General features: G+C 48.1%; 13 protein-coding genes and 1 other RNA gene. 6 read left to right on the top strand and 8 right to left on the bottom strand.

All coding sequences use genetic code 11. The features are described from left to right. Positions 1-123 precede the first annotated feature (123 nt). Positions 124-1,581 (top strand): TlpA family protein disulfide reductase, encoded by a 1,458-nt coding sequence (locus tag BLP55_RS03080; RefSeq protein ID WP_091140863.1) that lies wholly within the window; start codon positions 124-126, stop codon positions 1,579-1,581. A gap of 111 nt (positions 1,582-1,692) precedes the next feature. Here BLP55_RS03080 and fsa read toward each other — a convergent pair whose 3' ends face one another. From fsa to ffs, 5 genes are all read right to left on the bottom strand, one after another. After that, positions 1,693-2,349 (bottom strand): fructose-6-phosphate aldolase, encoded by a 657-nt coding sequence (gene fsa / locus BLP55_RS03075; RefSeq protein WP_091140862.1) that lies wholly within the window; start codon positions 2,347-2,349, stop codon positions 1,693-1,695. 118 nt (positions 2,350-2,467) lie between these two features. Then, a complete protein-coding gene (locus tag BLP55_RS03070) occupies positions 2,468-3,535 on the bottom strand; it encodes an SGNH/GDSL hydrolase family protein (RefSeq protein WP_091140861.1) in 1,068 nt (355 codons plus the stop codon). Positions 3,536-3,626: 91 nt separating this feature from the next. After that, entirely contained in the window at positions 3,627-4,424 is a 798-nt protein-coding gene (locus BLP55_RS03065; RefSeq protein WP_091140860.1) for an SDR family oxidoreductase, read from the bottom strand. A gap of 212 nt (positions 4,425-4,636) precedes the next feature. Beyond that, positions 4,637-5,035: a hypothetical protein gene (locus BLP55_RS03060; RefSeq protein WP_139149574.1), complete on the bottom strand. Its 399-nt coding sequence runs from the start codon at positions 5,033-5,035 to the stop codon at positions 4,637-4,639. A 359-nt stretch (positions 5,036-5,394) separates the two neighbouring features. Further along, positions 5,395-5,493: signal recognition particle sRNA small type (gene ffs, locus BLP55_RS03055), an RNA gene on the bottom strand. A gap of 87 nt (positions 5,494-5,580) precedes the next feature. Here ffs and BLP55_RS03050 point away from each other — a divergent pair. From BLP55_RS03050 to BLP55_RS03040, 3 genes are all read left to right on the top strand, one after another. Continuing rightward, the gene (locus BLP55_RS03050; protein ID WP_091140858.1) at positions 5,581-6,630 is read left to right on the top strand and encodes a glutaminyl-peptide cyclotransferase; all 1,050 of its coding nucleotides are present in this window, start codon (positions 5,581-5,583) and stop codon (positions 6,628-6,630) included. 192 nt (positions 6,631-6,822) lie between these two features. Beyond that, positions 6,823-7,686 (top strand): alpha/beta hydrolase, encoded by an 864-nt coding sequence (locus tag BLP55_RS03045; RefSeq protein ID WP_091140857.1) that lies wholly within the window; start codon positions 6,823-6,825, stop codon positions 7,684-7,686. Positions 7,687-7,696: 10 nt separating this feature from the next. Continuing rightward, a complete protein-coding gene (locus BLP55_RS03040) occupies positions 7,697-8,524 on the top strand; it encodes an alpha/beta hydrolase (protein ID WP_091140856.1) in 828 nt (275 codons plus the stop codon). Positions 8,525-8,593: 69 nt separating this feature from the next. On the opposite strand, the gene BLP55_RS03035 is transcribed toward BLP55_RS03040, so the two are convergent. After that, positions 8,594-9,262: a hypothetical protein gene (locus BLP55_RS03035; protein ID WP_091140855.1), complete on the bottom strand. Its 669-nt coding sequence runs from the start codon at positions 9,260-9,262 to the stop codon at positions 8,594-8,596. A gap of 123 nt (positions 9,263-9,385) precedes the next feature. Here BLP55_RS03035 and BLP55_RS03030 point away from each other — a divergent pair, with 123 nt between their 5' ends. Continuing rightward, positions 9,386-10,099 (top strand): carboxypeptidase-like regulatory domain-containing protein, encoded by a 714-nt coding sequence (locus BLP55_RS03030; RefSeq protein WP_091140854.1) that lies wholly within the window; start codon positions 9,386-9,388, stop codon positions 10,097-10,099. 54 nt (positions 10,100-10,153) lie between these two features. On the opposite strand, the gene dnaK is transcribed toward BLP55_RS03030, so the two are convergent. After that, positions 10,154-12,043 (bottom strand): molecular chaperone DnaK, encoded by a 1,890-nt coding sequence (gene dnaK, locus BLP55_RS03025; RefSeq protein ID WP_091140853.1) that lies wholly within the window; start codon positions 12,041-12,043, stop codon positions 10,154-10,156. Between the two features lie 293 nt (positions 12,044-12,336). Then, complete coding sequence (locus BLP55_RS03020; RefSeq protein ID WP_091140852.1) at positions 12,337-13,233, bottom strand: EamA family transporter; 897 nt, start codon at positions 13,231-13,233, stop codon at positions 12,337-12,339. Positions 13,234-13,372: 139 nt separating this feature from the next. Between BLP55_RS03020 and BLP55_RS03015 the strand changes: the two genes are divergently transcribed. After that, a complete protein-coding gene (locus BLP55_RS03015) occupies positions 13,373-14,818 on the top strand; it encodes an MBOAT family O-acyltransferase (RefSeq protein WP_091140851.1) in 1,446 nt (481 codons plus the stop codon). Position 14,819: the final 1 nt, after the last annotated feature.

Below are 14,819 nucleotides of genomic sequence, written 5' to 3'. Positions count from 1 at the left end.
AAGTATGAAAAAAATTCACATTTTTTAGCGTTGATTCCCAATAAAATAAGCGGTTTACATTTAACTATGCCTTAACAGTAATATTGGGTGTAACTGGATATTTTTGTTTACATGATTCGGAATATGCACATCCCAAAAGCACTTCACTATTTATTGTCCTGCTCCACTGCCCTAGGCCTCTTTTGCTCGTGCGAAGGATTCAAAGGCGACAATTACACCGCTTACTTTGGCGGCGAGGTGATCAACCCAACCAGCCCTTATGTGCTGTTTTGCAGGAATTCCGAGGTGATCGACAGCGTTGCACTCGACAAGAACAACCGTTTTTTCATCAAATTCGATTCGCTCACGCCGGGCATGTATTCGTTCAAGAACCTGCCCGAATACCAATACGTTTATTTCGACAAAAACGACAGCATCATGGTACGCGTCAATGCGCGCGACTTCGACAATTCGGTGGTTTTTTGCGGACGCGGCGACCAAAAGAACAACTTTTTGATGAACCTTTATCTCAAGAACGAGGACGACCGCAGCAAGATTTTCGAGATATTCGATTACGATGTAGACCAGTTCCTTTCGAGCATCGATTCGTCGTACGCCTCGCGTGAGGAGTTCTACCGAAGTAAAAAGGAAGACCTCAAATGGAGCGACGATTTTGACCGTTACGCCAAAGCCGCGCTCGATTTGCATCATTTCTCGAAAAAGGAAATTTATCCGCAAGTGCACCAAATCCGTACGGGCAACGATGTGGTCGAAAAGTTGCCCAAAGGCTATTACGACTTTCGCAAGTCGATCGATTTTAACGACGACGACCTGATCAACTTTTCGCCTTTTGTCGCCTATTTGACGCACATGCTCAACAACATGGCGGCCATCAATTACCACAACCATTTTACCGAGGTGGATTTGGCGCTCAAGACCAACATCAACAAGTTGCACATTGCCGACACCTTGATCAAGAACGAAAAGGTCAAGAACACCATCTTGAACAACATCGCTTTCACTTATTTGCTCGAAGACCAGAACATGGTGAACAACCAAAAGTTCCTCGCCTCCTACCGCGAATTGTCTACCGACAAGAGCAAAAAGAATGAAATCCTCAAAATTGGACGCGCCATCCAGCAACTCACCAGCGGCAATCCGTTGCCCGAAGTGATTTTGGTGGATGCCAACGATAAAAAGATTTCTTCGTCGTCGCTCACGACACAAAAGACCGTGCTGTTCTTTTGGACCGAAAACCTCGTATCGCATTTGCAAGCCGCGCACAAAAAAGTGCACGACCTTAAAGTCAAGCATCCGGATTACCAGTTTGTGGCGGTTTGTCTCGACAAAGACCAGCAAAAATGGACCAAGCTGCTTGAGAAATACAAAACAGACGGCATTGTCGAATTGCGGTGCAAGGATTTCGAAGACCTCAAGAACAAATGGGCGATCACCAAAGTACACCGCACCATTATCTTAGGTGGCGACGGCAAGATCAAAAATGCCTTTACCAACATTTTCGACGTCGATTTTGAAAACGAACTGCGCGACAAGCCGTTGGAAAAAGACAGCGGACATTTGCATGCGCTGGCGGAGCGATAGTTTATTGTCTATTGCTATTTTTTATTATAACAGCGGACGAATAATAAATAATAATTAATAGAAAATATAATTTAAAAAGAAAAGCGGCTTTGAGCCGCTTTTCTTTTTAAATTATTTGTTGCCTTTGGCGTAATCGGCCAAGAACTGCGCCAATCCGATATCGGTAAGCGGGTGCTTGAGCAAGCCCAAGATGGCCGACAGCGGTCCGGTCATGACATCGGCGCCAATTTTCGCGCAGTTGACAATGTGCATCGTATGGCGTACCGACGCGGCAAGGATTTGCGTCTCATAGCCGTAGTTGTCATAGATTTCGCGGATTTCCTGGATCAGGTTCAAGCCGTCGGTAGAAACGTCGTCGAGACGGCCGATGAATGGCGAAACAAACGTAGCGCCTGCTTTGGCCGCGAGCAATGCCTGCCCTGCCGAAAACACCAGCGTCACATTGGTACGGATGCCTTTCTCGGTAAAGTACTTGCACGCCTTGACACCGTCCTTGGTCATCGGGATCTTCACGACGATTTGCTCGTGCAGTTCGGCCAGCTCCTCACCTTCTTTGATCATGCCTTCGAAATCGGTCGCGATCACCTCGGCACTCACATCACCGTCTACGATGTTGCAAATGTCGACGTAGTGTTTCAAGATGTTGTTTCTTCCGGTAATGCCTTCCTTGGCCATCAGCGACGGGTTGGTGGTCACCCCATCTAAAACGCCCAATGCCTGCGCTTCTGCAATGTCATTGAGGTTGGCCGTGTCGATAAAAAATTTCATTTGGATTATTTTTAAGTGTTGTTTTTACATTTATCAGATATTCCTCGCCGCGAAAGTACGATTTTTATTCCTCTTCACGAAAGTTTTCACTTCGAATCTTTGCTATACGACCCACACATCACTTTTTAATCAACTTGTAGGGGGCGGCAAAATCACCGCTAACAATAAGATACAATCCGGTGGGCAAGTCGCTCACATCAATCTCGAAAGATTTTAATTCAACAGTAATGCTTCTCATCAAAATCCCAAGACTGTTGTAAATAGCAATGGTGCCCACCTCTAAATCGGCAGGAATTCTAAAGTGCAGCATCGTTTGCGTAGGATTGGGGAAAATCGCGAATCGGCCTTTTTGTTTTGTAGGTTCCCGCAACACCGCGCAGCTTTCGCCTAGCAAATCGTCATACAAACCTACATTCCATTGCAGGAGATGGTCATAAACGACTTGCTTGGCGGCATTCCTGATTTGCGTTGCGTGCTCAGCTGGCACACCACCGTCAAAGACAATCAACGATGGGTCGCTCCTGAAAATCGTGGCGTAAAAACAACAGGCCGCGGCGTAACTTCCGGCCAAGGTTGGGTGGCTTTCATCGGGCGCAAACAATTCAATCGACGGGTAGTTTTGTCTGATGTACCGCCATACCGCACCCACGGGCGCCATCGACGATTTCAGCGAATCGGCAAAAAAATGATAATGCGACTCAATGTCGCTGTCCATCGCAAAATAATCCCGTACGATTACTTCCGGTGGGTCGCAATACGGCTGGCCGCAAACATAGGTACCGCCATTTTTACGGCCCCAGGTCGCGAAATACATGGTCTGCGCACACGGATTGTGCGATTTGATAATACTGTCCAATGCAACATTCGCCGACAGGTTGTTCATGAAATAACCCGGATAGGCCATCGCCAGGCTTTGGTCCTGCAGCACCACATTGTCCCAATTCCCTATCGCTATTTTTGCCAGCGATACTGCATTGGTCGCATGTTGTCCCAAGTAATAACCACCTGGTGCATTCATGTCAAAAACCAGGTTCTTCCCCGCCGATTCGGCTGCATAGGCAAGCATTTGTGGTATGTTGTTGGCAAAGGTGTAGCTGTTGCCTAAAAATAAAACCCGTTTGGTTTGCTGCGCCGATGCCGGAATAAGGCATAAAAATACTGCAATCGCAATGATAGTCTTCTTCATGATGATGCGGTGTAAGTTGAATTACTTACAGGATGCATTTCTTAAGAAAGGTTTACGCAACCGCGACAGAAAACACAAAATCTGCTACAAACTACAATTTATAGTGGTTCATCAGCATCTTTTCGTACATCTTATCGGGCAAAATGCGTTTGAGTACAATCGAGAATTTAGACAAAAACGGCCCAACCTTATAATGCCCGTTTGGTTTTGGTGTATTGATGATGCGGTAAATCGCCTCGCCCATCCTGGCCGGATCGTCTCCCGCGCTGACCTGGCTGTTGATTTCGGCTATCGTACGCCCATAGGCCGCATAAGCCGATGAAGGAGCAACGGGAACATGGTAACGGTGGTCGGCGATGTTGGTCGCAAACTCGCCTGGCGCAACATTGGTGATCTCGATATTGAACGGCTTGACTTCCATACGCAAGGCTTCGGTAACGAGCTCGAGCGCGCCTTTGGACGCCGAATACACCGAACGGTACGGCAAGCCCATGTAACCCGCAATAGAGGTGATGTTGATGATGAGTCCTGATTTTTGCAAACGCATGTGCGGCAACGCAGCCTTCATGACCTCGATTGGGCCAAACAAATTGGTTTCGAAATTGTTGCGGATCTCGTCGGTTGGGATTTCCTCGAGCGGCCCGAGTATACCCACGCCGGCGTTGTTGATCACCACATCGATACGGCCCGAAATACGGATAACTTCGGCAATCGCGTGTTGGATGCTCTCGACACTCCTGACGTCGAGTTTGAGCAACGGAAATACCGAGTTGGTGATTCTTTCTGGGTTTCTGCTCGTGCCATAAACGACAAAACCCTTATGGTGCAGGTATTCGCCGATGGCTTTGCCGAGACCGGATGAGGCGCCGGTGATGAGGACAACTTTCATGAATTTGGAAATTTGAAAATTTGGAAATTTGAAAATGCATGCGGAGTGCCTTCAAATGTCGTGTCAAATTTAGGCAAAATATTAACCCGACGTCTAATTGTTCCGCCAGGGACACGAATTTCTTTTTGACCAATCTAACAACGACAAATAAAAAAGGTTTGTCCATTTTCGACAAACCCATTTTCAAATTTCCAAATTTTCAAATTTTCAAATTACTTGGCCACTTTTCTTTCGTAATAGTACACTTCCTGCACACTATCGGCGCCCGATTTGTTAGCGCGGATCACGTAATAACGGTTGCCGATGGGTTTGATTTCATAGGTCCAATCGGCGGGCGCGTTGGGGTTTTTGCTTTTGTCGAAACGGTTCAAATCGCCGCACAACTTTTTGGGCGGTGGCGTGTTGACGTATTCCTTGCCGCCTTTTTCGGTGACCATGTAGGCCAGGTTGTATTGTCCGCATGGTGCGGGCTTGATGGTGGAGTTTTCTGAGGAAACTTCTGGATTGTCGCGGTAGGCTTCGAATTCTTTGGCAAATGCGGCGTATTTGGCGTCGGTGTCTTGGGCGAGTGCGGCTGATGTAAACAGCAGTGCGATGATTAACTTTTTCATGGTAGGTTGTTTTAGGTTGATATTGGTCAATTCAAAAAGAAACGTAAACTTCGACATTCGGTGTTCGTTGATCATCGGTTCGATATTCAAAAATTTTGAATGACGAATGTCGAATAACGATTAACGAATTTCGAACGACGGAGCCCTAGCCCGGATTACCTCACCTAGTTAATATTTAAATAGGTGTTCGGTGAATGCCTAAAAAAAGGCATTTACAGCAAGTATCCTTTTGTGGAATTTATGGAACAAAAGATACTGCGAAAAGCCGGACCCGAGGCCAAAGGCCGAACTGGCGAAGCAAATAGCTCCTGATAAAAATAAAAAATCTTCCTAACGGAAGATTACAAAATTTCAAAAAAAAATGGCAAGCGACCTACATCGCACCGCTACAACCGTATACCTTTGCTGTGTTCCCACCCTGGAGGATTCTACAGGAGCTGGTCGTGTAGGACTTGCCGTTGCAAATATACAATCTTTTTGTATTTTCGCAAGGGCAAACCCGCATAAACGTTTGCCTTTTTCGTTTATTGTCGTAAAAAACAGCCATGAGAATACCTAATACATTCGCTTTCATTTCTTTAAGCATCTTACTATCGATTTCCAGTTGTTCGGACGGGGACAAAAAATTCTTCGCGTTCGACGCGGCCCAACTCAAACAGCAGTACGCCCCTACCGAAACGGCTTCGCTGGCCATCCAGAATCCGGAAGGTAAAGCCATCGACAGTGTGGTGTATTATGTGAACGACAAAAACGTCGGATCGAACAAAGGCGAACCCATGGCTTTTGCGCTCAAAGACCAAAAGTTGGGGTACCAAAGCCTCAAGGCGCTGGTGTATTTCGAGGGCGATGCCAAGGCCGAGGAAGTCGAGGGCCGCATAGAAGTGATCTCGAACGTGACCCCAAAAATTTATAACTATACGGTGGTGAACACCTATCCGCACGACGAAAAAGCGTTTACCGAAGGGCTTGAATTTTACCGCGATACACTTATCGAAAGCACCGGACAAAAGGGCGCTTCGTACTTCAGGAAGTTCGACTACAAGACCGGGTTTGCCTACAAGCAGGTCAACATGGATCCCGAGTTTTTTGGCGAGGGCATCACGGTAATCGGCGGCAAAATTTTTCAACTGACATGGCAGGACATGACGGGTTTCATTTGGAACGCCAACACGCTCAAACAGGAAAAGACGTTCCATTACGACCGCAAGGTCGAGGGTTGGGGCATGACCAACAACGGCACGAACATCTACTTCTCTGACGGAACCGAGAAATTGTGGATCATGGACCCGGCCACGCAAAAAATCAACGACTATGTAAACGTTTACACGGGCGGCACCAAGATCAAGAGCATCAACGAACTCGAATGGATCGACGGCAAGATTTACGGCAACATCTGGCAAAAAGACGTCATCGCGGTGATCGATCCGGCTACGGGTGCGGTGCACGGCGCCATCGATTTGTCGGCGTTGCGCAAGCAAGTTACGAGCAAAGAAGCCGAGGTACTCAACGGCATCGCCTACAACCCCAAGACCAAGACGATTTTCGTGACGGGCAAGTATTGGGATAAGATGTTTGAGATTCGCATAAGCGAGTAAGTGTTTGTTCGTGGATTTAACTTCGTTCAGTTCGGCCTACGGACTCGGGTGTGGATTTGGTTATTTGTTTCGTCCGAATAACCGAATCCACGAATAACCAAATCCACAATTCTATAACACAATCCCCATAAACTATAATTGTTTCGAAACTTTCGCGTTCTATTTTTGCGTCGTAACCTCAAACCGACAACGATGAAACGAATGTTCCTGCTTACCTTGATTGCCGCATTGTTCTTAGGATGTGACTCCGATTCCGATGCCGATACGACAACCCCGATGAGCCCAGAGTTCGCCAAACAAATCCTCGACGTGTCCTATGGCGACGACCCCGAACAAAAAATGGACATCTATTTGCCCGCCGGTCGTGTCGCCAACCTGACCAAGGTTTTCCTGCTGGTACACGGCGGCGGCTGGAAAGAAGGCGACAAGGCCGAACTCAATTTTTTGGTCGTTTACCTCAAGACCAATTTCCCGAACCATGCCATCGTAAACATCAATTACCGGCTCGGTACGCTCGAGAACATTGGTTATCCGCGGCAAATACAGGACATTGCCGCCGCCATCAAACACCTGAACGACCGCACAGGCGAGTACCATTTGTCAAAAAATTACGCGATGGTAGGCGTCAGCGCAGGCGCACACCTGTCTATGTTGTACAGCTACCGGTACGACACGCGGCGTCAGGTCAAGGCCGTGTGCAGCATGGTAGGCCCGGCCGATTTCAGCGACCCGAATTACGAAGGCAACGACCTGTTCACGACGGGCTTGCGCTATTTTGTAGGCGACTACCCTACTTATGTATCCAACCCAGCGCTGTACAATGAAGTGAGTCCGTCGCGTTATATTTCGCTACTTTCGCCCAAAACCATCCTGCTTTATGGCAACCAGGACACCTTGGTTCCCGAATCGCAAGGCCAAATCGTGCACAACAAACTCAACCAGAACCTGGTGTACAATGAGTACCATGAATACGACATGGGACACATCGGATGGACCGTAGAACAATTGGACGACATGCAGGATAAGATGACATTATTTTTTACCTTGCACTTCTAGACCAAACAACATGAAAAAATACCTGTTGCTTCTTTTTGTCGGCTTGCTGTGGAACTGTTCCTCAAGCGACGACCAAAACGCCGTACTGCCCGCACAACAATTGTCGAATGTATCGTATGGCCCTGACGCGCAACAAGTATACGATATCGACTTGCCCGAAGGCCGCAACGCCGCGACCACCAAGGTCATCGTCCTGGTACACGGCGGTGCGTGGTACGGCGGTTCCAAAAGCGACATGGCCGGGGCCGTTGCCTTTGCGCGGTTACAGTTCCCGTACCATGCCATCGTGAATATGGAGTACCGATTGGCCACGGCCGAAAGCCCGGCCTATCCCAAACAAATCGACGACATTGTGTCGGTTATTGCGCACCTCGAGTCGGGCGGATACCACATTTCTAAACAATACGGATTCATGGGCGTGAGCGCGGGCGCACATTTGTCGATGCTTTACGCGTACGGCTTTGACCCGAACAACAATGTCAGGGCCGTATGCAGCCTCGTGGGCCCCACCGATTTTACCGATCCTGCCTATGCGGGGTCGGAACTGCAAACGACACTTTTCCCCTACTTGGTCGGTGCTTCGCCAAGCGCAGAACTCGTGGCCGAAGTAAGCCCGGCACTTCGGGTTACCGGTAGTGCGCCGCCCACCATACAGTTTGCGGGCAATGCCGATCCGCTGATTCCGATCTCACAAGGCGAACGGCTTGAAGCGGCACTCGATGCGGCGGGCGTAACCAACAGCCGGCATGTGTACGATGCGGGCCACGGAAACTTTTCGTTCGGCGACAGCCAGGACATCTATGGCAAGTTGGGCACTTTCTTTGCGACGCATCTTTAAAAAAACGCTTCGCTAAATCAAACACATGGTCGTCTTTTAGCGAAGCGGTCTTTGGATGCAACGGTTTTACTATTTTTTCTTTTTGGCCGCTGGTTTGGCGGCACTTCCTGTTTGCGGCGCACTTTTTACCGCGACAAATTTCCCCGTGGCCGCGTCGTAGCTCATGCGGTTTTCCTGCGTGCGATTTTTGAGCACCAGGTCCCCTTCGGCCGATATGGTCAGGTTAAACCCTTCGTTACGCATCTTTTCGCTGGTTTGCGAAGCGCCTTTCAATTTATCGAGGTAGAGGATTTCGGTAATCTTGGTGGCCGTTTGCACGTTTGAATGCAATTGCACTTTGTTGGTCAGGTCCCAGATTTGCGACACGGTGCGCGTGGCGTCTTCTTTCTTATCAGGGACTTCGGTCAGTGTTTTTTCGGTCCAGGAGATGTTGTGCAACTTGGTGCCCTTAGCAGAAAAAGCCGTTATGGTTAATCCTTCGGGCAAAGTGGGTTTGACGTTGGATTTTGGGTCGAATGCAAAACGCTCGAGCGACACCGTATCGGCTTTTTTCCCGACGCCATTGAGCAGGTACAAACGGTAGGCGTCCTTGCCTTTGAGCAATTCGGCGGTCAAGTTGCCATTTTTGGTCAGGACGGTTTTGCTTGCCGAAGTCTTGGCGGCCGTTTTCTTTTTCTTTTGCGCAAACGAAGCGCCCGTAATCAAAAGCGCGATGAGCAACAGTATGATTTTTTTCATAAAAATAGTTTTGAAGGTGGTCGAAAGTACAAAAAATATAAACGCAACGGCATCGGTTTCATTCTCTGGAAAGAAAACTTTAACACGTTACAACCCAGAATAAAAAATTAATATCTTAGTGAAATGAAAGTCAAGCAAATATACGTACCGAAACCTTGCACAGAGAATTGGGCAGAAATGTCCGAACAGGAAAGAGGGCGCTTTTGTAATTCTTGCCAAAAAACAGTGTATGATTTCACGACGGCTTCAGATCGTTTCATCGTGGAAAAAATGAAAAGTGAGAAAAACTTGTGCGGCCGTTTTTTGGCCTCTCAGTTGGATCGAGATTTAATTGCACCCCAACAAAAGTCATCTGTTTGGATGGCGTTGGCTTCTGGTATTCTAACATTTTCATCGTTTGGAAGTATCACTTGGGCACAATCAAAACCACAAACACTCACCATGTTTCAGCCAAATTTGGATGCAGGGAAAGTAGAAGATGCTTCACTCCAAACACAAACCAAGGCGAAACTGGTAAAAGTTACTGTAACTGGATTCCTGATAGAAGATGGGCTACCGATGCCGATGGTAGACATTAAAATCAAAGGCAAACGCGCCAAAACCAGTACTGATTTCGACGGAAAATTCACCATCGATGCTAAAATTGGTGACATAATTACAGCGTCGTATGTTGGATACGAAACTTACGAGCATATCATCACATTAGACGATAACAATTTGATTATCAACATGCGGCCTGATGTCACAGAACTTAGTGGCGTGGTGGTTACGGGTGGCTCACGAAAAAGAACATTTTTCGGTCGGATTGTACGTGATGTCCGCAACTGGTTCCGCTAAACAAAAAACCCAGACCGTTTCCGATCTGGGTTCTTTCTTCTATAATCAAGTAAATTATTTTACCTCTTCGTAATCGACGTCCTGGACGTTGTCGCCCTGCGCCTCGCCTTGCGGTTGGGCGTCGGCTTGCGGAGCGCTTTGCTCACCTTGCTGGTACATGGCTTCGGTGGCGGTTTTCCATGCGGCGTTCACTTTGTCGAGACCGGCCTGGATGGCATCCAAATCCTGCGACTGGTGCGCCGATTTGAGTTCCTCCAAAGCGCTTTCGATACCCGATTTGTGGTCGGCCGACAATTTATCGCCCAATTCCTTGAGCTGGCTTTCGGTCTGGAAAATCATGCTGTCGGCTTCGTTGAGCTTGTCGATTTTTTCCTTGGCCTTGCGGTCGGCATCGGCATTGGCTTCGGCATCTTTCTTCATTCTTTCGATTTCTTCCTGCGTCAAACCTGAAGAAGCTTCGATACGGATGTCGTGCGATTTGCCTGTTCCTTTATCGGTGGCCGATACCTTGATGATACCGTTGGCGTCGATGTCGAAGGTCACTTCGATTTGCGGAACACCACGCGGGGCCGGCGGAATACCGTCGAGGTGGAAACGTCCGATGGTTTTGTTGTCACCTGCCAAAGCGCGTTCGCCCTGCAAAACATGGATTTCAACCGATGGCTGCGAATCGGCGGCCGTCGAGAACACCTGTGACTTCTTGGTCGGGATCGTGGTGTTCGATTCGATGAGTTTGGTCATCACGCCGCCCATGGTTTCGATACCGAGCGACAATGGCGTCACGTCGAGGAGCAATACGTCTTTGACGTCTCCGCTCAAAACACCACCTTGGATGGCCGCGCCAATGGCTACCACTTCGTCAGGGTTTACGCCTTTTGACGGTTTCTTGCCAAAGAACTTCTCTACTTCTTCCTGGATTCTAGGGATTCTTGTAGAACCACCTACCAAGATCACTTCGTCGATGTCTGATTTAGACAAACCGGCGTCTTTCAATGCTTTGGCTACCGGTTCCATCGAACGCTTGACAAGTGTATCGGCCAATTGCTCGAATTTGGCACGCGACAATTTTTTGACCAAGTGCTTTGGCCCTGTAGCGGTAGCCGTCACATAAGGCAGGTTGATTTCGGTTTCGGCACCAGACGACAATTCGATTTTGGCTTTCTCTGCCGCTTCTTTCAAACGTTGCAACGACATCGGATCCTGACGCAAGTCGATACCTTCCTCGGCCTTGAATTCGTCGGCAAGCCAGTCGATGATCACCTGGTCGAAATCGTCTCCGCCCAAGTGCGTGTCGCCATTGGTAGACAATACTTCGAATACACCATCGCCCAATTCGAGGATCGAGATATCGAACGTACCACCACCCAAGTCGTATACGGCAATTTTCTGGTCGTGTCCTTTTTTGTCCAAACCATAAGCCAGTGCAGCTGCGGTAGGTTCGTTGATGATACGCATGACTTTCAAGCCCGCGATCTCGCCTGCTTCTTTGGTTGCTTGGCGTTGCGCGTCGTTAAAGTAAGCCGGCACGGTGATGACCGCTTCAGAAACGGTGGTTCCCAAATAATCTTCGGCCGTTTTTTTCATTTTTTGCAACGTCATCGCCGACAATTCCTGCGAAGTGTAGGCGCGTCCGTCGATGTCCACGCGCGGCGTGTTGTTGTCGCCCTTGACTACTTTGTACGGTACGCGTGAGGCTTCTTCCTTGGCTTCCTCGAACGTGTGCCCGATGAAACGCTTGATCGAAGCGATGGTTTTGGTTGGGTTGGTCACCGCCTGTCTTTTGGCAGGGTCACCCACTTTGATCTCGCCGCCTTCCACGAATCCGATCACGGACGGCGTTGTTCTCTTTCCTTCTGAATTTGGGATTACTACCGGCTCCGAGCCTTCCATAACGGCCACGCACGAGTTGGTGGTTCCCAAGTCAATTCCAATTATTTTACCCATTTTTATTTAAATTATATTGTTGTTGATTGTTTTTGAACTTCGGATCGGCTTTAGTCAATGACTGTGCCATGCGGGAAAAAGCGTGAAATTGTCAGTTTTGACCGATTGAGGTATGACAAGATGGCATTTTTTATTGTTATTGTCTGTTGCTCCAAAAGATTACAGATTTTCTATACAACAATGTCTGCCGAACGCTGTAAATTTAGACCAGGGCGGGGCTGGCGTCCCCAAGGGGAAATGGAAAGCAACGGCAAGTTTGCCAATGCTGTTCGAACAACACCTGCCATAGGCTTTCAGCTTTCGACTCGCGTACGGCGCCTGAACAAAAACTGTTCGTTGAACACCACAATAGAAGCCAGGATAAGCAAGTAGGCCGTCACTTCGAGCGCATCGACGCGTTCCTTAAAGTAAAAAACGGCCAGCATAAAGTGGATCATCGGATTGAGGTACATCAAGATGCCCACCGTGGCCGACCGCATGCCTTTGAGCGCATACAGGTTCAAAAACAATGGAATAATCGTAAAGAAAATCACGATAAAATTCATTGAAACCCAAAACACCGATGCCGTAGGAAGTGGCCCGCTGTAGACCGGAAAAAACGGAAGGATCACGAGCGCCGCGATGGCCATTTGCACGGTCAGGATGACAAAACGGTCGAACTGGTTGTTCTTGCGTTGCGTGATCAAATACATCGCAAAAGTAAAGGCGATGACAAGGCTGTAGGCCAAATCGGTCGCGCTCTCCATGCCCAGGATAACACAGCTCAGGAAACTCATCCCCACGGCCAACCACTGCCAGCGCGACAATTGTTCCTTGAGGATCAGATTGGCCAGCACCGTGGTCACGATCGGACAAATCAAGTAGGCAAACGACGCCGACTTTAAACTGACATGGTTGATCGCATAAATGAACAAAAACCAATTGACCACGAGCAGGAATCCGCCGCCAATGGTCAAGGCCAGCATTTTGACCCGTCGTTTTCTTTCGAGCTTGGTGAACACCACATAATCGCTCTGGAGCGCTTTTTTTCTAAACGCTGCATTGATCAACAGCAACAAGACCGTCGCATAGAAAACACGGTAAAACAAAATGTCGAGCGATGGATAGTCGTGCAACGGCTTGAGCGCGAGGCTAAAAAAACCCCACATGACAAAAGCCGTGATGGCCGATAGGAAATACTTGTTGGGCATGGTCGTGATTTCGGGGCAAAGGTAGTTTGTTGTCGACTAATATCAATGCTTTGTTCAAATTCCTTTAACAATCGACAAAACCAATGTGCATCCTTTTGAGATCGACGGTAATGTGTATATTTGCCCAAACCAACAAACCATGCTCTTCAACTCGCTTCATTTTGCGGTCTTTTTTCCCGTCGTTTTCGTGCTGTACTGGTTTGTGTTCCAAAAGAACCTAAGGTATCAGAATCTGCTGCTGCTTGTTTCAAGTTACTTTTTCTACGGATGCTGGGATTGGCGCTTTTTGTTTTTGTTGATTTTTTCGACCGTACTCGATTATTACACCGGCATAAGGATGGCCGAAGCGCCAACGCAACGCAACAAGAAATTTTGGTTTTGGCTCAGCGTATGCGTCAACTTGGGGTTTCTTGGGGTTTTCAAATATTACAATTTTTTCGCAGAGTCTTTTGCGCAGGCGCTCGCCAATTTTGGCTTGACTGTCCATCCTTATACGCTGCAGATCATCCTGCCGGTTGGTATCTCTTTTTATACCTTCCACGGACTTTCCTATGTAATTGATATTTACAAAGACCGGATCAAGGCCGAGAAGGATTTTGTGGATTACGCCGTTTTCGTGAGTTTCTTTCCACTGCTCGTGGCGGGACCCATAGAGCGTGCGACGCATTTGTTGCCGCAAATCAAACAAAGACGCATCTTTAGTTTTCCGGCTGCCACCGACGGAATGAAGCAAATCCTTTGGGGGTTGTTCAAGAAAGTGGTCATTGCCGACAACTGTGCACATTTTGCAGACATCATTTTTGAAAACCCAAGCGACCATTCGGGCAGTACGCTGGCCTTGGGCGCGGTGTTTTTTGCCTTTCAGATTTATGGCGATTTTTCGGGCTACTCCGACATCGCTTTGGGTACGGCCCGTCTTTTGGGAATCGACCTGCTTCGCAATTTTGCTTATCCTTATTTCTCAAGGGATATAGCAGAATTCTGGCGCCGTTGGCATATTTCGCTTTCTTCGTGGTTTAAGGACTACCTGTACATTCCGCTTGGCGGCAGCAAGGGCGGTCATTGGATGCGTATCAGAAATACGTTCATTATTTTTGTTGTGAGCGGATTTTGGCATGGCGCGAACTGGACGTTCATTATTTGGGGTGCGCTCAATGCCTTATTTATTATGCCATCGATCATCACCAGCCGCAACAGAAACAATCTGGAAATAGTCGCAAAAGGAAAGTTGCTGCCCGGCGTCAAGGACCTTTTGTCGATGGGCTTTACCTTTGTCCTTGCTTGTATTGCATGGGTTTTCTTTAGGGCCGAGAATGTAACGATTGCCATCGAATACCTATCTGGGATGGTATCGCGATCGCTATGGACCAAACCTGTTTTCAAGGACGATTCTCTTGCGCCTGCAATCCTATTGCTTGTCGCGTGCTTTGTGGTCGTTGAATGGTTTGGGCGTGAACAAAAGTATGCCATCGCCAACCTGCTCCGCAAAAATGTCTGGTGCCGTTGGGCATTCTACTATCTGCTGGTTGTCATCATTTTTCTCTATGCCGGTAAAAATCAGCAATTCATTTACTTCCAATTCTAGT

Origin of the sequence: Flavobacterium caeni (assembly GCF_900101895.1) — a bacterium.
Lineage (GTDB): Bacteria > Bacteroidota > Bacteroidia > Flavobacteriales > Flavobacteriaceae > Flavobacterium > Flavobacterium caeni.
The sequence above is the reverse complement of the archived record's forward strand: the minus strand, read 5'-3'. Positions and strand labels throughout refer to the sequence as shown.

Coding starts and splice junctions, on each gene's coding strand:
- BLP55_RS03040 (WP_091140856.1), top strand. CDS start 7,697: ATGAAAAAATACCTGTTGCTTCTTTTTGTCGGCTTGCTGTGGAACTGT.
- BLP55_RS03050 (WP_091140858.1), top strand. CDS start 5,581: ATGAGAATACCTAATACATTCGCTTTCATTTCTTTAAGCATCTTACTA.
- BLP55_RS03030 (WP_091140854.1), top strand. CDS start 9,386: ATGAAAGTCAAGCAAATATACGTACCGAAACCTTGCACAGAGAATTGG.
- fsa (WP_091140862.1), bottom strand. CDS start 2,349: ATGAAATTTTTTATCGACACGGCCAACCTCAATGACATTGCAGAAGCG.
- BLP55_RS03070 (WP_091140861.1), bottom strand. CDS start 3,535: ATGAAGAAGACTATCATTGCGATTGCAGTATTTTTATGCCTTATTCCG.
- dnaK (WP_091140853.1), bottom strand. CDS start 12,043: ATGGGTAAAATAATTGGAATTGACTTGGGAACCACCAACTCGTGCGTG.
- BLP55_RS03045 (WP_091140857.1), top strand. CDS start 6,823: ATGAAACGAATGTTCCTGCTTACCTTGATTGCCGCATTGTTCTTAGGA.
- BLP55_RS03080 (WP_091140863.1), top strand. CDS start 124: ATGCACATCCCAAAAGCACTTCACTATTTATTGTCCTGCTCCACTGCC.
- BLP55_RS03035 (WP_091140855.1), bottom strand. CDS start 9,262: ATGAAAAAAATCATACTGTTGCTCATCGCGCTTTTGATTACGGGCGCT.
- BLP55_RS03060 (WP_139149574.1), bottom strand. CDS start 5,035: ATGAAAAAGTTAATCATCGCACTGCTGTTTACATCAGCCGCACTCGCC.
- BLP55_RS03065 (WP_091140860.1), bottom strand. CDS start 4,424: ATGAAAGTTGTCCTCATCACCGGCGCCTCATCCGGTCTCGGCAAAGCC.
- BLP55_RS03020 (WP_091140852.1), bottom strand. CDS start 13,233: ATGCCCAACAAGTATTTCCTATCGGCCATCACGGCTTTTGTCATGTGG.
- BLP55_RS03015 (WP_091140851.1), top strand. CDS start 13,373: ATGCTCTTCAACTCGCTTCATTTTGCGGTCTTTTTTCCCGTCGTTTTC.